Source organism: Nonlabens sp., assembly GCF_039941875.1.
In the GTDB taxonomy this organism is placed as follows: domain Bacteria; phylum Bacteroidota; class Bacteroidia; order Flavobacteriales; family Flavobacteriaceae; genus Nonlabens.
On record NZ_JBDVDQ010000004.1, the window covers coordinates 1 to 21,736 of the forward strand.

The 21,736-nt window shown below is 36.6% G+C and carries 15 protein-coding genes and 5 tRNA genes; all 20 read right to left on the bottom strand.

What is annotated here, in order from left to right; genetic code table 11:
* On the bottom strand, window positions 1-4,839 hold a 4,839-nt coding region (locus tag ABJF08_RS03085), incomplete at its 3' end, for an SdrD B-like domain-containing protein (protein WP_348114580.1).
* A 434-nt stretch (window positions 4,840-5,273) separates the two neighbouring features.
* Complete coding sequence (locus ABJF08_RS03090) at window positions 5,274-5,585, bottom strand: DUF3467 domain-containing protein (protein ID WP_348114581.1); 312 nt, start codon at window positions 5,583-5,585, stop codon at window positions 5,274-5,276.
* A 5-nt stretch (window positions 5,586-5,590) separates the two neighbouring features.
* Complete coding sequence (gene rpoC / locus ABJF08_RS03095) at window positions 5,591-9,898, bottom strand: DNA-directed RNA polymerase subunit beta' (RefSeq protein ID WP_348114582.1); 4,308 nt, start codon at window positions 9,896-9,898, stop codon at window positions 5,591-5,593.
* Window positions 9,899-9,990: 92 nt separating this feature from the next.
* Complete coding sequence (gene rpoB / locus ABJF08_RS03100; protein WP_104514688.1) at window positions 9,991-13,800, bottom strand: DNA-directed RNA polymerase subunit beta; 3,810 nt, start codon at window positions 13,798-13,800, stop codon at window positions 9,991-9,993.
* 124 nt (window positions 13,801-13,924) lie between these two features.
* On the bottom strand, window positions 13,925-14,299 hold the full coding sequence (gene rplL, locus ABJF08_RS03105) for a 50S ribosomal protein L7/L12 (RefSeq protein WP_348114583.1): 375 nt from the start codon (window positions 14,297-14,299) through the stop codon (window positions 13,925-13,927).
* A 53-nt stretch (window positions 14,300-14,352) separates the two neighbouring features.
* Complete coding sequence (gene rplJ, locus ABJF08_RS03110) at window positions 14,353-14,868, bottom strand: 50S ribosomal protein L10 (protein WP_348114584.1); 516 nt, start codon at window positions 14,866-14,868, stop codon at window positions 14,353-14,355.
* A gap of 11 nt (window positions 14,869-14,879) precedes the next feature.
* The gene (gene rplA, locus ABJF08_RS03115; RefSeq protein ID WP_104514685.1) at window positions 14,880-15,578 is read right to left on the bottom strand and encodes a 50S ribosomal protein L1; all 699 of its coding nucleotides are present in this window, start codon (window positions 15,576-15,578) and stop codon (window positions 14,880-14,882) included.
* 11 nt (window positions 15,579-15,589) lie between these two features.
* The gene (rplK, locus tag ABJF08_RS03120) at window positions 15,590-16,030 is read right to left on the bottom strand and encodes a 50S ribosomal protein L11 (RefSeq protein WP_104514684.1); all 441 of its coding nucleotides are present in this window, start codon (window positions 16,028-16,030) and stop codon (window positions 15,590-15,592) included.
* A 70-nt stretch (window positions 16,031-16,100) separates the two neighbouring features.
* A complete protein-coding gene (gene nusG, locus ABJF08_RS03125; RefSeq protein WP_348114585.1) occupies window positions 16,101-16,655 on the bottom strand; it encodes a transcription termination/antitermination protein NusG in 555 nt (184 codons plus the stop codon).
* Window positions 16,656-16,663: 8 nt separating this feature from the next.
* Window positions 16,664-16,861 (bottom strand): preprotein translocase subunit SecE, encoded by a 198-nt coding sequence (gene secE / locus ABJF08_RS03130; RefSeq protein ID WP_104514682.1) that lies wholly within the window; start codon window positions 16,859-16,861, stop codon window positions 16,664-16,666.
* A gap of 71 nt (window positions 16,862-16,932) precedes the next feature.
* Window positions 16,933-17,005 (bottom strand) — tRNA-Trp (locus tag ABJF08_RS03135).
* Between the two features lie 104 nt (window positions 17,006-17,109).
* Window positions 17,110-18,297 (bottom strand): elongation factor Tu, encoded by a 1,188-nt coding sequence (gene tuf / locus ABJF08_RS03140; protein WP_348114587.1) that lies wholly within the window; start codon window positions 18,295-18,297, stop codon window positions 17,110-17,112.
* Between the two features lie 117 nt (window positions 18,298-18,414).
* A tRNA-Thr gene (locus tag ABJF08_RS03145) sits at window positions 18,415-18,486 on the bottom strand.
* Between the two features lie 68 nt (window positions 18,487-18,554).
* Window positions 18,555-18,627, bottom strand: a tRNA-Gly gene (locus ABJF08_RS03150).
* 62 nt (window positions 18,628-18,689) lie between these two features.
* Window positions 18,690-18,770, bottom strand: a tRNA-Tyr gene (locus ABJF08_RS03155).
* 32 nt (window positions 18,771-18,802) lie between these two features.
* A tRNA-Thr gene (locus ABJF08_RS03160) sits at window positions 18,803-18,876 on the bottom strand.
* Window positions 18,877-18,974: 98 nt separating this feature from the next.
* Entirely contained in the window at window positions 18,975-19,274 is a 300-nt protein-coding gene (raiA, locus tag ABJF08_RS03165) for a ribosome-associated translation inhibitor RaiA (RefSeq protein ID WP_104514680.1), read from the bottom strand.
* Between the two features lie 21 nt (window positions 19,275-19,295).
* Complete coding sequence (locus tag ABJF08_RS03170) at window positions 19,296-20,180, bottom strand: tyrosine-type recombinase/integrase (protein ID WP_348114589.1); 885 nt, start codon at window positions 20,178-20,180, stop codon at window positions 19,296-19,298.
* 68 nt (window positions 20,181-20,248) lie between these two features.
* Complete coding sequence (gene rpsU, locus ABJF08_RS03175; protein WP_104514678.1) at window positions 20,249-20,443, bottom strand: 30S ribosomal protein S21; 195 nt, start codon at window positions 20,441-20,443, stop codon at window positions 20,249-20,251.
* A 120-nt stretch (window positions 20,444-20,563) separates the two neighbouring features.
* Window positions 20,564-21,733, bottom strand: coding sequence for an acyl-CoA dehydrogenase family protein (locus tag ABJF08_RS03180; RefSeq protein ID WP_348114590.1), 1,170 nt, complete (start codon window positions 21,731-21,733; stop codon window positions 20,564-20,566).
* Between the last annotated feature and the right edge of the window lie 3 nt (window positions 21,734-21,736).

Below are 21,736 nucleotides of genomic sequence, written 5' to 3' on the forward strand. Positions count from 1 at the left end.
AGCTACATTTACTGTATAATCTCCATTTGCATCGGTTGTTACCGTTTGAGATACGCCAGCGCTATCGGTAATTAAAACATCTACTCCTGATAAGTCAGCTTCACCTGCATCTTGTGTTCCGTTTCCGTTGATATCATTATATACATGACCTTCTACAACTCCTAGTACATTAAACCCATTATCTTCCTCAACTACTGTTGTGCCTGATACTACTGTAACACTTGTTGGATCTGTTCCTTCTGTTTGAACTGCTCCTGTTGGCAATGTTGAATCTACTATATCAACACTTGCTGTTCCTGGTGCAGCTACATTTGCTGTGTAATCTCCATTTGCATCGGTTGTTACCGTTTGAGATACGCCAGCGCTATCGGCAATTAAAACATCTACTCCTGATAAGTCAGCTTCACCTGCATCTTGTGTTCCGTTTCCGTTGATATCATTATATACATGACCTTCTACAACTCCTGGTACATTAAATCCATTATCTTCCTCAACTACTGTTGTGCCTGAAACTACTGTAACATTTGTTGGATCTGTTCCTTCTGTTTGAACTGCTCCGGTTGGCAATGTTGAATCTACTATATCAACACTTGCTATTCCTGCAGCAACAATCGAAGCCATATAAGCTCCATTAGAATCTGTAGTAACTGTTTGAGCATTACCAGCTTGATCAGTAATTAAAATATCTACATTAGATATTCCAGGCTCACCAACATCTTGTGTTCCGTTTCCGTTTACATCATTATAGACTAATCCTTGCAAAGTTGCAGGAATATTAAATCCATTATTCTCTTCGGTTACAGTTGTACCTGATACAGCTGTAACTGTTGTTGGATCTGTACCTTCTGTTTGAACTGCTCCTGTTGGCAAACTACTATTTACAATATCTACTCTTACATCACCAGCATAAACATCACCTTCAAAATCACCATTCACATCTGTAGAAACTGTTATTGGATCACCAAAAGTAGGCGTCAAAATAACATCAACATTAGCTAAATTAGGTTCTCCTAAATCTTGAGTCCCATTTCCATTTAAATCATTATAAACATGGCCATTAATAGATCCAATAGGTAAAATCGTTTCTGTAATATCATTTACTAAATTACCGTCTCCATCATTTCCATCATCTGAAATATCAGAAACAACATCACCATTACTATCTGTTGCGCTAGCTGTAGCCTGATTATCTATTTGTCCAGAAGCAAAATCAGTATCATTAATTTCATAAGATGCCGTAAATATTATAGTCTCGCCAGGAATCAAATCAAGTGCATCTCCTTGTCCATCTTCATCAGACCCTCCTGATAAATATACCGGAGTTGGCACCGGAGTATTACTACCTGTAAACGTACCTAAATCTTCTGTTACACTAACATCAAAAGCAAAATTAGAACCTGAATTTAAAACCGTATATGTATAGTTAATTATACCTGTTGCTGGATTGAACGTACTCGTTTTAGTTATATCTAAAGTAGTAGAACAAGCACTATTTTCATTAGGATCTAAAAAGTCAAATGCTACAGCTCCAGTCATAGTAGGAGAAGTATAACCTTCTCCCATTTCGCCAGAAGTAACTAAACCATCGCTATCAACTGTTTCAGGAGCTGCATTTCCAAGTATTCCATCTTCATCCGCTTTCGCGAAAGCGTCAACATATCCAGCCTCTATCGTATCACTACATCCATCCCCATCTGAATCTAAATCTAAGTGATTAGGTAAACCATCATTATCACTATCTAATAATGTACAAACACCGTTTGCATTTAATGTACAAAAATCAGCATCTTGATAATTAACAATTCCATCACCATCATCATCCAATGAAGGATCCCCCAAACCTTGAGATTCAACAACATCTAAGATACCATCATTATCATCATCTAAATCAACACTATCATATACACCATCACCATCTGTATCGACAGGCGCAAAACAAGCATCAGCTATACCGTTACCATCAATATCTGGACCAATTTCAGTATAATCATCAATACCATTTCCATCAGAATCTTGAGGAGTAGTTAAAGCATAACTAGCTGCTAAAACCAAACCATTATCAGCGTTAACTGGAGCAGGATCTACACCATACTGACCATCATCACCTCCATCTGCAGTAGAATCAAAGTAAGCTTCATTTGCATCAGAACAACCATCATTATCAGAGTCTGTATCTCGCCAATCCGGTTCACCAGAACCAGAATCAGAATCTTGTAAAGTGTAATTTACATCTTCACTATTACCTTGACCAGAAGCTTGCACTGAATTAGGTATACCATCCGTACCAACCGGACCTGTTAAAGCACCATCAACATAAGTCTGCCCATGACCAGCCTCTTCGACATCATATATCCCATCATTATCAGCATCTAAATCTAGATAATCTGGCACGCCATCATTATCTGTATCAACAGGCGTAGAAATCACACAGAAATCTACAGCAGTAAAACCTAGAGTTACTGTTGAAGTGTTTGATCCATTAGTATTTTTACCTGTTATAAAAACAATTCTATCCACAGGCTCAGGCACCATTACATCAAAGAAATTACCATCTGCAGCTACCCCACCTGTGGAAGATGTACTTACTACACGATTATCTGTAACAGTCCAAACACCTGTAGATATAGCAGGATCAAAATTACCGAAATTTGAAGAATCTATGTTTACAGGAACTCCACCTAAATCTGCAGAGATTTCTGCATAATCATTAACATTATAACCACCTGTCTGAATTCTTAAATTAGTAACCGGCTCGTTAAAGATAAATTCATATTGAACATAATTACCAGTTATTGGATTACCCGTATTAATTGGCTGCACAAAAATATAATCTTCTACAGAAACTACATTATCTCTGAAACGAATACCACCATTAGGCTCCCCTGCCCAAGCAGCGTTACCAACCAATGTTGCTTGAAAATCATACGTACCATTGAACAAATTAGAAACCGTAGAAACCGATCCTGGACCTTCTAATCTTGAATTATAAACAGCACCAATAGTATTCATGGCCTCATCGGAAGAAGTAACACAGTTAATACCTCCTTCATCAACATCCTTAATACCGTCATTATCATCATCTAAATCAGCAATATTATCAATACCATCATTATCAGCATCACAATTACCAACAATCAAATTGCTTGTACCGGAATCTTGAACATAACCATAAAACCAAGAATTTATCACACGGTTATTACCGTAATCATCACATAATAAATCTAAAGTATCAGATCCCTGACCTCCTGAAAGGGCAGGAACTGTATCATCAGGGTTAGAACCATTCCAAGCATGGGCTGGACCAGTCATACCATCTAACAATTGAATCCTAGAAAAATTACCAACCGTAACATTATTCCCCTCACTATCCCCATTATCAACACAGACACCGAATGATGACAACTCCGTATCATCCCAATATATATTAGCATTTTGAACAACTGGAGATACACCTCTAATATTTAAACCATTAATATTAAATTCTGCATCATACATCGGAATATTTGTACGTCCTCTAAAAGAAGTTACTTCTACACTTACTGTAGAATCGAAAGCTACAGTATCACCAAATCCATCTAAACCATTCCAAAACATTTCATTATCACCAACCGTTTGATCAAATGCTTCTAAACTAACATCACGTGTTCCAGCCTGAAAACCAGGAGTTCCATTTAAATCTATAAGAATAGCTACATCACCAGGCGCACTCAACGTATAAGGAATCCTGTAATCTCCGGGACAGCCCTGAATACGATCTCCTAAAACAGGAGCAGATGTTGCGGTAGTAGCAAAAACAGATTGATCAGGAGAAAATAGAAATATTTGATATCCATTATCAAAAACAGGTGCAGTCGCCGTTGGTCTATTTTGAGATCGTCTCGTATCTTCAAAAACATTAGCAGCACTATCATCATTATCCACAACACCAAAACGATTCATAGATAACTCGTAAGCAAGTGGACGAAAACCATTTAAAAAATCTAATTCAACAATAACTTCATCATCCGTGTAAGCATAAAACTCACCTTCTACAGACGCTTCTAAAGTTGGATTAGGAACAAGATCTGGACTATCATTACCGTCAGCAATATCATTAACATCCTCTTGTCTATAACCAATAAAACTCCATTTCTCAGACCATAACCTTCCTAATATAGGTGTAGTAGTCGTACCAACAGTTAAATCAAAATAAGGAAAAAAGAACACCACAGGAGTATCACTACCAGCACCATTAAAATCGAAACTCGTAGCACCACCGTCCCCACTGATGTAAAATTCTATGTAAAAATCACCTGCTGTAACCGGATTAAAAACTAAAGGATTATACCCATTAGTCACGCCACCTATTCCGTTAGGCCCTTCAAAAGCCTCAGCATAGTTATCTATATAACCAGGATCACCTACAGCAGGATTAGCTCCTGCCCCATTATCCAATCTACCCGACAAAGACCCTACCTGAACACCAGCTGGATTAACACCTTCAACCAATACACCTGCCTGATTATAAATCCTATAGTAAGTGGCAGCATTAATCAATTGATTATTTGTACCCGTATTTCTCTGAAGCGCTTTTACACCGAAATATAAATTCTCTGTAGCTGCGTTAGCAATAGTAAAATGCAATCTATTTGCTTGCGGAGCATCTATATAAGGACCACGAAGATCTCTTGTAAAATACAAGGCTGTTCCATTTACTGGCTCCACATTTGATGCTGAAGGCATCACCTGCTTTGTACCATCAGCATACAAGCCCAACGGCAACATAAGAATAATTACGAACAGTAATAGAGTCTTATTTATAAAGCTAAAAAATACATTTAAAAAAGTAGAATTACTCATAAGGGATGAATTGTAAAATTTTATTAACCATGTATAAACATAATTAGGATGCAAAAATAGAATATTGAACACCACCTTTGTTTAATAAGCAAGCTTTATAAATAACTATTCGATTAACGCTTATGAATAATAGATTAATAACATATGAGAAATTTAATATTGGAGAGGCTTAACAATAACAATTAGATAACAACAACAATTTAAACTCACTCAGGGACAAATAAAGAATGAAAAAAGTGAGCAAAATGAAACGAAAATCAATTATAAAGGTTTTAAAAGACACAAAACATAAACACTACGTAATTACTGCAACAAATAAAAAACACTCTTAAATCAATTAAAAAGCACTAAGAAAAAACAAGATAATAAACAAATACTATAATCAAATCGGCTAATAATAAAAAAGCCTGATGTAAAAACATCAGGCCTTAATATTACGCTTGTCCTGTAGGACCAAAATTTAAAGGTATAGGCGGTTGATCATAATCTCTTATCTCACCATGAGTTTGTTCAAACTTCCTTATATTTTCATGTAAAGCTTTGGCCAAACGTTTAGCATGTTGAGGAGTTAAAATAATTCTGGATTTAACCTTAGACTTAGGGTTACCAGGCATAATATTCACAAAGTCCACAACAAACTCCGAAACTGAATGATTAATGATTGCTAAATTACTATACTGTCCTTCAGCAATCTCTCCATCAATCTCAATATTGATTTTATTCTCTGTATTATTCTCTTGCGCCATTACTTTTAATTATAATTCACTTTTGGCTCTTCTTTTTGATGTAAAAGCTTTTCAAATTCCTCTTTAGAACCTACAATAATATCCTCATAGTTACGCATACCTGTACCTGCCGGTATTCTATGACCAACAATTACATTTTCCTTAAGACCTTCTAATGTATCTACTTTACCTGCTACGGCAGCTTCGTTTAATACCTTAGTTGTTTCCTGGAAAGAAGCAGCACTAATAAATGATTTAGTTTGAAGCGAAGCTCTAGTTATACCTTGAAGTATTGGCTCAGCTGTTGCTGGCATCACATCACGAGCAGTAACTAATGACTTATCTTCTCTTCTAAGGATAGAATTTTCATCTCTCAAATCTCTAGAAGTAATTATTTGACCTTCTTTAAGATTTGTTGAATCTCCTGCACTTTCAACAACTTTTTTACCGTAAAGATTATCGTTTTGAAGAATGAAATCTTCTTTATGAACCAATTGATTCTCTAAGAACATACCATCACCAGAATCTACAATCCTAACTTTTCTCATCATTTGACGAACAACAACTTCAAAGTGCTTATCATTGATTTTCACACCTTGTAAACGATAAACTTCTTGAACCTCATTAACTAAGTACTGCTGAACAGCACTAGGGCCTTTAATTGCAAGAATATCTTTAGGAGTAATAGAACCATCAGATAGTGGCATCCCAGCTCTTACATAATCATTCTCTTGAACCAGAATCTGATTAGAAAGTTTAACCAGATACTTCTTCACTTCATCAGTTTTAGAAGTAACAATGATTTCACGATTACCACGTTTAATCTTACCAAATGAAACTACACCATCAATCTCACTTACTACAGCTGGATTAGAAGGATTACGAGCTTCAAATAATTCTGTTACACGTGGAAGACCTCCCGTAATATCACCTGCTTTAGCAGACTTACGAGGTATCTTAACTAAGACTTTACCAACCTTAATTTTATCATCGTCATTCACCATTAAGTGAGCTCCAACAGGAAGGTTATATGAAATAACATTATCTCCTTTTGAATCAACAATATGTAGAGTAGGAATAAGTTTTTTATCTCTAGAATCAGAAATAACTTTTTCCTCATATCCGGTTTGTTCGTCACTTTCTACTTGGAAAGTTACACCTTGAATAATATTTTCAAATTTAATCTTACCTGCAAACTCTGAAATGATCACACCATTAAATGGATCCCATTTAGCAAGTAAATCACCTTTTTTCACTTTAGCACCTGGTTTAGCATAAAGCTCAGAACCATAAGGGATGTTATTAGAATTCAACAACATACCTGTTTTCTCATGAAGCAATTTAGATTCTGCAGTACGAGAGATTACTATCTCTACCGCTTTACCTTCACTATCTTCAACTTTAACAGTTTTAAGATCATCTATCTCTAATATACCATCGTTCTTAGCAACAATAGAACTATCCTCAGAAACGTTACCTGCAACACCACCTACGTGGAATGTTCTTAATGTAAGTTGTGTACCTGGTTCCCCAATTGATTGAGCAGCAATTACACCTACAGCTTCACCTCTCATTACTAATCTATTAGTAGCAAGGTTACGACCATAACATTTAGTACAAACACCTTTAGGAGCCTCACATGTAAGAGCAGATCTTACTTCCACAGATTCTAAATCAGAAGCTTCAATTGCATCAGCTATTTCCTCTACTATTAACTCACCAGCAGCAACAATAACTTCTTGTGTAGCTGGATCTATAACATCATGTAATGCAGTACGACCTAGAACTCTAGCTCCTAACTTCTCCATTACTTCTTCATTCTTTTTCAATGCAAATACCTCAATACCTCGAAGTGTCTCACAATCTTCATGATTTACAATCACATCTTGTGCAACATCATGTAATCTACGTGTTAAGTAACCAGCATCGGCAGTTTTAAGTGCGGTATCTGCAAGTCCTTTACGTGCACCGTGAGTAGAGATAAAGTATTCAAGAATTGAAAGCCCTTCTTTAAAGTTAGAAAGAATAGGGTTTTCAATAATTGCACCACCACCATCATTAGATTTCTTTGGCTTAGCCATTAATCCACGCATACCTGTAAGCTGTCTGATCTGTTCTTTAGATCCACGTGCTCCAGAGTCAAGCATCATAAACACCGAGTTAAATCCTTGTTGATCCTCTCTAATATTTTTCATTGAAAGTTCAGTAAGCTGTGCGTTAGTCGCAGTCCAAACATCAATAACTTGATTATATCTTTCATTTTGAGTAATAAGACCCATACCATAGTTTCCACGAATTGTGTCAACTTTTGCATTTGCAGTATCAATCATAGATTGCTTCTCTGCAGGAATCATAATATCACCTAATGAGAAAGACAGACCTCCACGGAATGCAAATCCATAACCAAGATCTTTAATTTCATCAAGGAAAGCAGCTGTTCTAGGAACATCAGTCACCTTAAGAATATCACCTATAATATCTCTAAGGGCCTTTTTAGTAAGAACCTCGTTAATATAACCAGCTTCATCCGGTACTCTTTGATTAAATATAACTCTACCAGCAGTAGTTTCAATAATCTCTGCTTTGTAAGAACCATCTTTTTGAAGAAGGTTAATTCTACATTTAACTGGAGCATTGATATCAACTCTCTTCTCGTTAAAAGCAATTACTAATTCTTCAGAACCATAAAAAGTAAGTCCTTCACCTTTTACAATATGTCCAGGTTCAGATCTACGTAATTTAGTCATGTAATAAAGACCCAATACCATATCCTGTGATGGTACCGCTATTGGACTACCATTTGCAGGGTTCAAGATATTGTGAGAAGCCAGCATCAATAACTGACACTCTAAAATTGCTTCAGGACCTAAAGGAAGGTGCACAGCCATTTGATCTCCATCAAAATCGGCGTTAAATGCAGTACAAACTAATGGGTGCAACTGAATCGCTTTACCCTCAATTAATTTAGGTTGAAAAGCTTGTATACCTAATCTGTGAAGAGTAGGAGCACGGTTTAACATAACTGGATGCCCTTTAAGAACATTTTCCAAGATATCCCAAACTACTGGCTCTTTCTTATCTATAATTTTCTTTGCAGACTTTACAGTCTTAACGATTCCACGCTCAATAAGTTTACGTATAACAAAAGGCTTGTAAAGCTCTGCAGCCATATCCTTCGGAATACCACACTCATATAATTTAAGCTCAGGTCCAACTACAATTACCGAACGTGCAGAATAATCAACACGCTTACCAAGTAAGTTTTGACGGAAACGTCCTTGCTTACCTTTAAGTGAATCAGATAAAGACTTTAATGGTCTGTTAGAATCAGTTTTAACCGCACTAGACTTTCTTGTGTTATCAAGAAGGGAATCTACTGCTTCTTGTAACATACGCTTTTCATTACGAAGAATAACCTCTGGAGCTTTAATCTCCATTAATCTCTTCAAACGATTGTTACGTATAATTACACGACGGTATAAATCATTTAAATCAGACGTTGCAAAACGACCACCATCTAGTGGTACTAATGGACGTAATTCTGGTGGAATTACTGGAACCACTTTCATGATCATCCATTCTGGTTTATTCTCACGTCTTTCATTAGAATCCTTAAGAGCCTCTACTACTTGTAAACGCTTTAAAGCTTCCGTTTTACGCTGTTTAGAAGTCTCGTTATTTGCTTTATGACGTAAATCATAAGAAAGAGTCTCTAAATCAATACGCTGTAGAAGATCTATCAAACACTCTGCACCCATCTTAGCGATGAATTTATTAGGGTCTGAATCTTCTAGATATAAATTCTCTTGAGGTAAACTATCTAGTATATCTAAATACTCTTCCTCAGTTAAGAAATCTAATCTTTGTACCTCTTCACCTTCAGCATTTTTAGCAATACCTGGTTGAATTACTACATATCTTTCATAATAGATAATCATATCTAGCTTCTTAGAAGGAAGCCCAAGTAGATAACCTATTTTATTAGGTAAACTACGGAAATACCATATGTGTGCAACTGGCACTACAAGATTGATATGTCCTATACGATCACGTCTTACTTTTTTCTCAGTAACCTCTACACCACAACGATCACAAACAATTCCTTTGTAACGGATACGTTTATATTTTCCACAAGCACATTCATAATCCTTTACAGGACCGAAAATACGCTCACAAAAAAGCCCATCCCTTTCAGGTTTGTGCGTACGATAGTTAATCGTTTCTGGTTTTAACACCTCACCTCTTGACTCAGCAAGAATAGCTTCTGGAGATGCAAGACCGATTGAAATTTTAGAAAATTTCTTTTGTGTTGGGTTGTCTTTATGTCTAGCCATAATAATGGTACTATTTTAAGTTTAAAGTAGCAAGGTTTTATGTAAAGTCCGCTTTCGCGAAAGCGAAACAAACATAAAACCTCACAGAAAAATTAATCCTCCAGTCTTAGATCTAGTCCTAGACCTTTCAACTCATGCATCAATACATTAAATGATTCTGGAAGACCAGGTTCTGGCATAGGTTCACCTTTCACGATTGCCTCGTAAGTCTTAGCACGTCCTATAACGTCATCTGATTTTACAGTTAAGATTTCACGTAGAGTACTAGAAGCACCATATGCCTCAAGTGCCCATACCTCCATCTCTCCAAAACGTTGACCACCAAATTGCGCTTTACCACCAAGTGGTTGCTGAGTAATCAATGAGTATGGACCGATAGAACGCGCGTGCATCTTATCATCTACCATGTGACCTAGTTTAAGCATGTAGATTATACCTACCGTTGCAGGTTGATCAAAACGCTCACCAGTACCACCATCAAATAAATATGTGTGACCGAAACGTGGAATACCAGCCTCATCAGTATAACCATTTATCTGATCTAAAGTAGCACCATCAAAGATAGGAGTTGCAAATTTCTTGCCTAGCTTCTCACCAGCCCATCCTAAAACAGTTTCATAAATCTGACCAATGTTCATACGAGAAGGTACACCAAGTGGATTCAAAACGATATCTACTGGAGTTCCATCTTCAAGGAACGGCATATCTTCTTGACGTACGATACGTGCAACGATACCTTTGTTACCGTGACGACCAGCCATCTTATCTCCTACTTTAAGTTTACGCTTTTTAGCGATATAAACTTTAGCAAGTTTTATGATACCAGCAGGAAGCTCATCTCCTACAGAGATGGTAAACTTTTCACGACGTAATGACCCTTGAAGATCATTTTCTTTAATCTTATAGTTATGTAGTAAATCAGCCACCATCTCATTCACATCACTACTCGTAGTCCAAGTACCAGAAGTTAAATGAGTAAAATCATCAACTGAGTTTAACATCTTAAGTGTATATTTTTTACCTTTAGGAAGAACTTCTTCACCAAGATCATTAAACACACCTTGTGATGTTTTACCACTTACGATTTCAAATAATTTCTCAATTAGACGCTCTTGTAAACCATCAAATTTACCTTGATAATTCTGCTCTAATCTTGCGATATCTTCTTTATCTTGAGCTCTCTTTCTCTTATCTTTTACAGCACGAGAGAATAATTTTTTACCGATAACAACACCTCTAAGAGATGGTGACGCTTTTAAAGAAGCATCTTTTACATCACCAGCCTTATCACCAAAGATTGCTCTAAGAAGTTTTTCTTCCGGAGTAGGATCACTTTCTCCTTTAGGAGTAATCTTACCTATTAATATATCACCAGGCTTAACTTCTGCGCCGATACGAATCATACCTTGCTCATCAAGATCTGCTGTAGCTTCTTCAGAAACGTTAGGTATGTCTGGAGTTAATTCCTCATTACCTAATTTAGTATCCCTTACATCAAGTGAATATTCATCTACATGAATAGAAGTAAATATATCTTCACGAACTACCTTTTCAGAAATTACGATTGCATCCTCAAAGTTGTAACCTTTCCATGGCATAAACGCCACTTTCATGTTACGACCTAGCGCAAGCTCTCCTGCTTCAGTTGCATAACCTTGACATAAAACCTGACCTTTATTTACTCGATCACCTTTTTCAACTATAGGCTTAAGTGTAATACTTGTACCTTGGTTAGTCTTACGGAATTTGATCAAGTTATAGGAAGTATCTTCTGGCTCAAAACTTACTAATGATTCACGTTCTGTACGATCATACTTAATCACTACTTTTTGCGCATCAACATAAACTACCTCTCCATCTCCTTCTGCATTTATCAATACTCTTGAATCTGTAGCAACTTGTCTTTCCAGACCAGTACCTACGATAGGAGCATCAACTCTAAGTAATGGAACTGCCTGACGCATCATGTTAGATCCCATCAGTGCACGGTTTGCATCATCATGTTCCAAAAATGGAATTAAAGATGCAGAAATAGATGCAATTTGATTAGGAGCAACATCAGCATAAACAACTTCAGAAGCATCAATTACCGGGAAGTCACCTTCCATACGAGCAATTACCTTTTCCTGATCTATTTTGCCATTAGTCAATGGTAAGTTAGCTTGAGCAATAAGCAAACCTTCTTCTTCTTCAGCACTTAGGTAAGTTGGCTCATCTTCTAGATTTACCACACCATCTGTAACTTTTCTATAAGGAGTCTCGATGAATCCCATTCCATTCACTTTTGCAAAAACTGCAAGTGATGAAATTAGACCAATATTAGGCCCCTCAGGAGTTTCAATAGGACAAAGTCTTCCATAGTGAGTATAGTGTACATCACGAACCTCAAAACCTGCTCTTTCTCTAGAAAGACCACCAGGTCCAAGTGCTGATAATCTACGCTTGTGTGTAATCTCAGCTAATGGATTTGTTTGATCCATAAATTGAGATAATTGGTTCGTACCAAAGAACGAATTAATAACAGAAGACAATGTCTTTGCATTAATAAGGTCAATAGGTGTAAAAACTTCATTATCTCTTACATTCATACGCTCACGTATCGTACGAGCCATACGAGCCAGACCAACACCAAATTGTGAACTTAACTGCTCACCTACCGTACGAACACGACGGTTAGATAAGTGATCAATATCATCAATCTCTGCCTTAGAGTTGATCAACATGATCAAATGCTTAATAATAGTAATGATATCTTCTTTGGTAAGCACTTGCTTATCCATAGGAATATCAAGATTCAATTTTTTATTCATACGGTAACGACCTACCTCACCTAAATTATATCTCTGATCGGAGAAGAATAATTTATCGATGATACCACGAGCAGTTTCTTCATCAGGCGGCTCAGCGTTACGTAATTGTCTATATATGTGTTCTACAGCCTCTTTTTCTGAGTTTGTAGGATCCTTCTGTAATGTATTGTGTATAATGGCATAATCAGCTGACATATTATCTTCCTTATGAAGAAGAATAGTCTTAGCTTGAGAATCAATTATCTCATCTATGTGTTCCTTTTCAAGAATTGTATCTCTATCAAGAACAATTTCATTACGTTCAATAGATACTACTTCTCCAGTATCCTCATCAACGAAATCTTCATGCCAAGTTCTTAGAACACGAGCAGCAAGCTTGCGACCTAAGTATTTTTTAAGACCTGTTTTACTTGCCTTAACTTCTTCAGCAAGATCAAAAATACCTAAGATATCTTTATCTCTTTCAAAGCCAATAGCACGGAAAAGTGTAGTTACAGGTAATTTCTTTTTACGATCGATATAAGCGTACATTACACTATTTATATCTGTCGCAAATTCTATCCATGATCCTTTAAACGGAATTACACGAGCAGAATATAATTTAGTACCATTTGCATGGAAAGATTGACCAAAGAAAACACCAGGAGACCTGTGTAACTGAGATACAACCACACGCTCAGCTCCATTGATACAAAAAGTACCAGAAGGTGTCATGTAAGGGATAGTTCCAAGATATACATCTTGTACAATTGTTTCAAAATCCTCATGTTCAGGATCTGTACAATATAATTTCAAACGTGATTTAAGAGGCACGCTATAAGTAAGACCACGTTCTATACATTCTTGAATAGAATAGCGAGGTGGATCTACGAAGTAATCAAGAAATTCCAAAACAAACTGATTACGAGTATCAGTAATTGGAAAGTTCTCCATAAAGGTATTATAAAGACCTTCAACTTCTCTTTTATCAGATTTAGTCTCTAGCTGAAAAAAGTCCTGAAAGGATTTAATTTGGATATCCAGCAGGTCAGGATATTCTGCCTTATTAGTTACCGTTGAAAAATTAATTCTCTCTGTGTTTGTTGCTAGCATCAATGCACGGTATTAAATTATTAAAAAAAGCGTTATCGACAACGTCTCATCTTTATACGCAAAATGGTCTAGCCCTGTGAGCAATGCCCACAGGTCTAAACCGATAATGTTTTGGTAAGAAGAATTACTTCAACTCAACCTCAGCTCCAGCTTCTTCAAGCTGAGCTTTAAGTGCTTCTGCTTCATCTTTAGAAACACCTTCCTTGATTGGAGATGGTGCACTATCAACTAAACCTTTTGCATCTTTTAATCCTGCTCCTGTAAGTTCTTTTACAAGTTTAACAACAGCTAGCTTAGCGCCACCTGCAGCTTTAAGGATTACATCAAATTCTGTTTGCTCATCAGCAGCGTCACCGCCACCTGCAGCTGGTCCTGCCATAGCAACTGCTGCTGCTGCTGGCTCAATACCATATTCATCCTTAAGGATGTCTGCTAATTCGTTTACTTCTTTAACAGTTAAGTTAACTAACTGTTCAGCGAAATCTTTTAAATCTGCCATGTCTATCGTTTTAATAAAATTTATAAATAATTAAGTGCGTACTAATTTGTGTTCTATCTTTCAGATAGAGTTTTAAGTATTCCTGCGATTTTTCCACCACCAGATTGAAGTGCTGAAATAACATTCTTAGCAGGACTTTGAAGAAGACCGATAATTTCACCAATCATTTCTTCCTTAGATTTGATATTACTTAATGTACTAAGCATATCATCTCCTACATATATTGCCTCCTCGATATAAGCTCCTTTAAGCACGGGCTTATCAGACTTCTTACGGAAAGTTTCAATAACTTTAGCAGGGCTATTTGCAACCTCTGATAACATAATTGCAGTATTACCTTTCAATAATTCAGGTAATTCAGCAAATTCCTTATCTGATGCCTCCATAGCTTTAGAAAGAAGTGTATTCTTTACTACTGCCATTTTCACGTTAGCTTTAAAACAAGCTCTACGTAAATTTGATGTATCTAATGCATTTAAACCAGATATGTCTGCTAAATAAATAGTTGAATTTTCAGCTAACGTAGCAGTCAAATCTTGTATAACATTTGCTTTTTGTTCTCTTGTCATGATCTAGATTTTTAGTCGTCTGCAAAACGTTTAGCGTCTATCTCAATACTAGGACTCATCGTACTAGACATAAAGATACTTTTGATATAAATACCCTTAGACGTTGTTGGTTTTAATTTAACTAGTGTGTTAATTAATTCTTTAGCATTCCCTTCAATTTTAGCAGCGTCAAACGATGCTTTTCCAATTGCAGCATGAATAATACCAGTTTTATCAACTTTAAAGTCAATTTTACCAGCTTTTACCTCAGAAACAGCTTTTGCAACATCCATTGTAACAGTACCAGTCTTAGGATTAGGCATTAAACCTCTTGGTCCTAAAACACGACCTAAAGGCCCTAATTTACCCATTACACTAGGCATTGTAATGATCACATCAACATCAGTCCAACCACCTTTAATTTTATTAAGGTATTCATCTAATCCAACATAATCAGCACCAGCTTCAGTAGCTTCAGCTTCTTTATCTGGTGTTACTAATGCTAATACTTTAACATCTTTACCAGTACCATGAGGAAGTGTTACAACGCCTCTAACCATTTGGTTAGCTTTACGTGGATCCACATTTAATCTCACAGCTAGATCTACAGATGCGTCAAACTTTGTAGTCGTAACATCCTTTACTAATTTAGCAGCCTCAGCAACTGAATAAGTTTGTGACTTATCAATTTTAGGAAGACTTGCTTTTTGATTTTTTGTCAATTTTGCCATTGTTACAAGTTTTAAGCAGGTGCGTTTCCACCCTTAACGTTCACACCCATTGATCTTGCAGTTCCAGCTACCATTTTCATAGCGCTTTCTACTGTAAATGCATTGAGGTCTGGCATCTTATCTTCAGCAATCAAACGAATTTGATCCCATGTGATAGTTCCAACTTTTTTACGATTAGGTTCCCCACTACCGCCCTTAAGCTTGATCGCTTCAAGGATTTGTACTGCTGCTGGAGGAGTTTTGATAACAAAGTCAAAGGACTTATCCTTATAAACAGTTATCGCCACCGGTAAAACTTTACCTGCTTTATCCTGAGTTCTAGCATTAAACTGCTTACAGAACTCCATGATATTAACACCAGCCGCACCAAGTGCAGGTCCTACAGGAGGAGATGGGTTTGCTGCGCCACCCTTAACTTGTAGTTTTACAACCTTAGATACTTCTTTAGCCATTTCTAATTAATTTCACTATTTTGATAATAATAAAGTGGAAGCCTTATTTACTACCTATAAATTGTAACATTTATATTTTCTCTACTTGCATATAGCTAAGCTCTAAAGGAGTTTTACGTCCAAAAATCTTAACCATAACTTCTAGCTTGCGCTTTTCTTCATTTACCTTTTCAATAGTACCATTGAAACCATTAAAAGGACCATCAACAACCTTTACTGTCTCACCAGTTTTATAAGGTATAGAAATGTTATCTGTTTGCTCGGCTAACTCATCAACCTTACCTAACATCCTATTAACCTCTGAACGTCTTAATGGCACTGGATCACCTCCTTTAGTCTCCCCTAAGAAACCAATCACACCATTAACAGACTTAATAATATGCGGAACTTCTCCTTCTAACCTAGCCTGCACCATAATATAACCAGGGAAATAAACTCTCTCTTTGTTATATTTTTTACCATTCCTTATTTGAACAACCTTTTCAGTAGGTACTAAAATTTGTTGTAAATAATCACCTAAGTTATGATGTGAAATTTCAGACTCTATATATTCCTTAATCTTATTCTCTTGTCCGCTCACTGAACGTACAACATACCACTTCATTAAATCCTTCTCTTCTGACATATCAAAAATTAGTTTGCCTTAATCCAATAAAAATAATTTTCGATCGCCGAACTAAACACAAAGTCAATTCCCGATACTATAAGCGCAAAAACAATTGAGAATACAGCAACAGTAATAGTCAACTTCTGCGTCTCAGCCCATGTAGGCCAAGTAACATGATTAGTTAACTCATTATAAGACTCTTTTACATATGTTATCAAACTCATAATTGTAATGTTGTAAACGTTAACTATATTCATAGTAAACCTATGAAAATGGAGCAACTTTATTTAATCTGCACGGGCTGAGAGACTCGAACTCACGACACCTGGTTTTGGAGACCAGTGCTCTACCAACTGAGCTAAGCCCGCAAACAATCACACATTAAGCATGATTTATATTGCCTTCCTTTATTACAAAGGAAAAGTATCCTATCTAGAATATAGATAGGATACTTATAATATCATTATAGAAATTAATCTAGAATTTCAGTAACCTGACCAGCTCCTACAGTTCTACCACCCTCACGGATTGCAAAACGAAGACCTAAGTTCAAGGCAATAGGCTGGATAAGATCAACTGTAATAGTTAAGTTATCACCAGGCATTACCATTTCTACACCATCAGGAAGAGCGATATTACCAGTTACATCGGTAGTACGCACATAAAACTGTGGACGGTAGTTATTATGGAATGGAGTATGACGTCCACCTTCTTCTTTCTTAAGGATATAAACCTCTGCTTTAAATTTAGCATGAGGAGTTACAGATCCAGGCTTAGTAATTACCATACCACGAGAGATCATAGACTTCTCAATACCTCTTAATAAGATACCTGCATTATCACCAGCTTCACCTCTATCAAGAATCTGACGGAACATTTCAATACCAGTAATAGTAGAAGTTAACTTCTCAGCACCCATACCAATAATCTCAACTGGATCTCCAGTATTAGCTACACCAGTCTCAATACGACCAGTTGCAACAGTACCACGACCTGTAATAGAGAATACATCCTCAATAGGCATTAAGAAAGGCTTATCCATATCACGAACAGGCTCTTCAATCCATGCATCAACAGCTTCCATTAACTCTAAAACTGTATCAACCCATTTTTGCTCACCGTTAAGCGCACCAAGTGCAGAACCAGATACAACAGGACCATTGTCACCATCATATTCATAGAAACTTAAAAGATCACGAACTTCCATATCAACTAACTCAAGAAGCTCTTCATCGTCCACCATATCCACTTTATTAAGGAATACAACGATACGAGGAATACCTACCTGACGACCAAGAAGGATGTGCTCACGAGTCTGAGGCATAGGACCATCAGTTGCAGCAACAACAAGAATAGCTCCATCCATTTGAGCAGCACCAGTAACCATGTTCTTTACATAATCGGCGTGACCAGGACAATCTACGTGTGCGTAGTGTCTATTCTGAGTCTGATACTCAACGTGTGATGAATTAATAGTAATACCACGCTCTTTTTCTTCTGGAGCGTTATCAATTTGTTCAAAATTCACCGCATTAGAAAAACCAGCATCTGCAAGTACTTTAGTAATTGCAGCAGTAAGTGTAGTTTTACCGTGATCAACGTGACCAATAGTTCCTACATTAAGATGGGGTTTCGAACGATCGTACGTTTCTTTAGCCATAATTTATAATCTTAGTTTATATTAGTGTTTCAATTTAAAAAGAGACAGACACGGAGCTAAAACCAAATCAGTCTATACTAGTAATGGTCTCTATTGAGACCTATTTTTATCTTACAGAGCCAATGACGAGATTTGAACTCGTGACCTCTTCCTTACCAAGGAAACGCTCTACCCCTGAGCTACACCGGCAAAACCCTTTTATAAGGAGTGGACAACTTGACTTTAAACTCAAATAAAAATAGAGTTTAATATTTTAGAGCGAGAGACCAGGTTCGAACTGGCGACATTCAGCTTGGAAGGCTGACGCTCTACCAACTGAGCTACTCTCGCATTTATTAGTTTTACAACTAAAAGGTATTCAATATTTCAAATTATCTTTTCAGACAATATAGTGGGGAGAGCAGGATTCGAACCTGCGAAGGTTTCCCAACGGAGTTACAGTCCGTCCTCGTTGGCCGCTTGAGTATCTCCCCTACAAATCAATTAAGATTTGTTATTTCAAAAGAGCCGATGGAGGGACTCGAACCCACGACCTGCTGATTACAAATCAGCTGCTCTAGCCAGCTGAGCTACATCGGCTTTTGACACTTTCTTATTTCTAAAAAAGTTCGTTATTTCTAACGGAGTGCAAATGTAAGTCTATTTTTTAATTGACCAAACTTTTTTTTGATTTTTTTTTAATGTTCAGCCAATTTTTCTTTGCGCTTTTTCAATTGTCTCTCTAAAGACGCGGCACACTCGTCGATACACTGCTCAAAAGTTTTACATGTTTTTTTTACGACCATATCATCTCCTGGTACAAAAATTCTAATTTCAGCAATCTTATTTTCTGGAGCTGATGTCTTCTGAACTTTAAGATACACATCTGCATTTATGATCTTATTATAAAACTGCTCTAACTTATCTAATCTTTTTTGTGTAAAATCAATAAGTGAAGCATCTGCATCAAAATTTACTGCTTGCGTGTTTACCTTCATAATAAATAGGTTTTAAATTAATTATTTTTTTGATCTAGGATGAGCATTACCATAAACCCCTTTTAACGTAGCCATACTACTATGCGTATATATTTGCGTAGATGACAGACTCGTATGCCCCAATAATTCTTTCACAGCATTTAAATCTGCACCATGATCTAACAAATGCGTCGCAAACGTATGTCTCAAAACATGAGGGCTTATCTTTACCTTCACAGATACCTTACTAAAATATGATTTTATAACGCGATACACAAGACTTGGATAGACTTTAATTCCCTTAGAAGTAACGAACAATTCATGTACACTAGAAACAGCAACAACACTTCTTAAACCTAAATACTTCTGTAAGTGATTTTTAATAGAATGAACTAACGGTATTATGCGCTGCTTATCTCTTTTACCTGTTACTTTTATTTGACCACGTATTAAATCGACATCAGGTATTTTTAAGTTAATCAACTCATCTCTTCTTATACCTGTTGCATATAAAAGCTCTATCATTAAAAAATCTCGAGATTGCTCAAAATCATTTTCATCATAATTTGAGTCAAGTAATTTTAAAACCTCACTTGTAGAGAAAGGAACTTGAATCTTTTTTGCAACCTTCAGGCTTTTATATAAACTAGAAGGATCTATGGTTAACTCACCTATTTTAAGAAGAAATTTAAAATACGACTTTATAGAAGACATCTTACGATTAACGGTTCTATGAGTGTCTCCGTTTTCTAACAGATCTGTCACCCAGCCTCTAATATCGCTATAAGCGACATCCACTACAGAAACCACTCCTTGCTCCTGTACAAACAGCAAGAAAAGGCTTAAATCTTTCTTATAAGCTGATATAGTATGAGATGAATAATTCTTCTCATACTGCAAATACTCTATATATGATTCTATATGCATAAAAAAACCGCTAGCTGTAAATGTATAAATTTACAACTAGCGGTATGATATTCTAAAGAAGAAATTCTCTAGATGTTCTCTGCGTCACGAAGTCCTTGAATGTAAGCTGCTTTGATGTTGCGAGCACGTTTTACAACAGACGGTTTATTAAACTGCTGTCTTCTACGTAGTTCACGCATCTTGCCTGTACGATCAAATTTTCTTTTGAAACGCTTCAGAGCTCTATCGATATTTTCTCCGTCTTTAACTGGTATTATTAACATAGTGTCATCACCTCCTTTCTTTGGGATCGCAAAAGTACATATTATTTTACAATCTCAAAGAACTTTATTTTATTAGATATTTATTTATTTTTTTGCTTTCGCGAAAGCGTAACCATCAACCTACTTTGCTGCTGGCTGGTAGTCTTTTCCGTCTAACATCATTTTTGCAATTATCTCGCGCATGATTTCACTAGTACCGCCACCTATAGGACCTAGACGACTATCTCTCCACATTCTAGCGAGCGGATACTCTTCTATATAACCATAACCACCGAGATACTGAAGACATTTATAAATGACCTCATCTGCAATTTTTGTAGAAACAAGTTTAGACATACTAGCCTCTTTTACAGGATAAAGTCCTTTATCTAACTGCTCTGATATGGAGTAATTAAAGTTTTTTGCCATCTCTACCTCACTATACATGTCTGCCATACCGTGACGTAAAGACTGGAATTTATCAATAGTAGTACCGAAGGCTGTACGCTCTTTCATGTATTGCGCTGTATATTCTAGAGCATACTCTGCCCTTGCATGAGAATTAATTCCCATGATAAGACGCTCTAGGGCAAAGTGCTGCATGATATAAGGAAATCCTTTTCCTTCTTCTCCCATAAGGTTTGCAGCAGGAATACGTACATTATCAAAACCTATCTCTCCTGTATCACTTGCTCTCCATCCTAATTTATTAAGTTTAGTAGCGCTTATACCTGGCGTCTCACGATCCATAACAAAAATAGAGATACCTCTACCCTTTGCATCTACATCAGTTTTTGCAGCGATTACTAAGTAATCACTATAAACACCGTTAGTAATAAATGTTTTTGAGCCGTTAATAATATAATGATCACCATCTTTAACAGCAGTGGTTCTCATTCCTGCAACATCACTACCACCGAATGGCTCTGTAATACCTAGACACCCTATTTTCTCACCTGTTAAAGTAGGAACAAGGTATTCTTGTTTTATACGCTCATCTCCTTCTTTAAGTAAGTGTTGAGCTCCTAAGAAAGCTTGCACCCACATTGCTGCTGCAAAACCACCAGAGTTAATGCGCTGCATTTCTTCTAAAAATATTACTGTATAAAAGAAATCTAAATCTAGACCACCATATTCTTCAGGATAGTAAAGACCGAAATAACCCATCTCTCCCATTTTCTGGAAAATCTCACGATCTATTTTTCCTGTTTCTTCCCATCTATCGATATGTGGAACGGCTTCTTTGTTAAGAAAGTCTCTAAAACTTTGTCTGAAGGCGTCGTGCTCTTCAGTGAAATATTTTGAATACATAAA

What these genes read in the sequence shown, in the direction of transcription:
- ABJF08_RS03090 (WP_348114581.1), bottom strand. Translation starts at nt 5,585, where the DNA reads ATGGCGCAAGAGAATAATACAGAGAATAAAATCAATATTGAGATTGAT.
- rpoC (WP_348114582.1), bottom strand. Translation starts at nt 9,898, where the DNA reads ATGGCTAGACATAAAGACAACCCAACACAAAAGAAATTTTCTAAAATT.
- rpoB (WP_104514688.1), bottom strand. Translation starts at nt 13,800, where the DNA reads ATGCTAGCAACAAACACAGAGAGAATTAATTTTTCAACGGTAACTAAT.
- rplL (WP_348114583.1), bottom strand. Translation starts at nt 14,299, where the DNA reads ATGGCAGATTTAAAAGATTTCGCTGAACAGTTAGTTAACTTAACTGTT.
- rplJ (WP_348114584.1), bottom strand. Translation starts at nt 14,868, where the DNA reads ATGACAAGAGAACAAAAAGCAAATGTTATACAAGATTTGACTGCTACG.
- rplA (WP_104514685.1), bottom strand. Translation starts at nt 15,578, where the DNA reads ATGGCAAAATTGACAAAAAATCAAAAAGCAAGTCTTCCTAAAATTGAT.
- rplK (WP_104514684.1), bottom strand. Translation starts at nt 16,030, where the DNA reads ATGGCTAAAGAAGTATCTAAGGTTGTAAAACTACAAGTTAAGGGTGGC.
- nusG (WP_348114585.1), bottom strand. Translation starts at nt 16,655, where the DNA reads ATGTCAGAAGAGAAGGATTTAATGAAGTGGTATGTTGTACGTTCAGTG.
- secE (WP_104514682.1), bottom strand. Translation starts at nt 16,861, where the DNA reads ATGAGTTTGATAACATATGTAAAAGAGTCTTATAATGAGTTAACTAAT.
- tuf (WP_348114587.1), bottom strand. Translation starts at nt 18,297, where the DNA reads ATGGCTAAAGAAACGTACGATCGTTCGAAACCCCATCTTAATGTAGGA.
- raiA (WP_104514680.1), bottom strand. Translation starts at nt 19,274, where the DNA reads ATGAAGGTAAACACGCAAGCAGTAAATTTTGATGCAGATGCTTCACTT.
- ABJF08_RS03170 (WP_348114589.1), bottom strand. Translation starts at nt 20,180, where the DNA reads ATGCATATAGAATCATATATAGAGTATTTGCAGTATGAGAAGAATTAT.
- rpsU (WP_104514678.1), bottom strand. Translation starts at nt 20,443, where the DNA reads ATGTTAATAATACCAGTTAAAGACGGAGAAAATATCGATAGAGCTCTG.
- ABJF08_RS03180 (WP_348114590.1), bottom strand. Translation starts at nt 21,733, where the DNA reads ATGTATTCAAAATATTTCACTGAAGAGCACGACGCCTTCAGACAAAGT.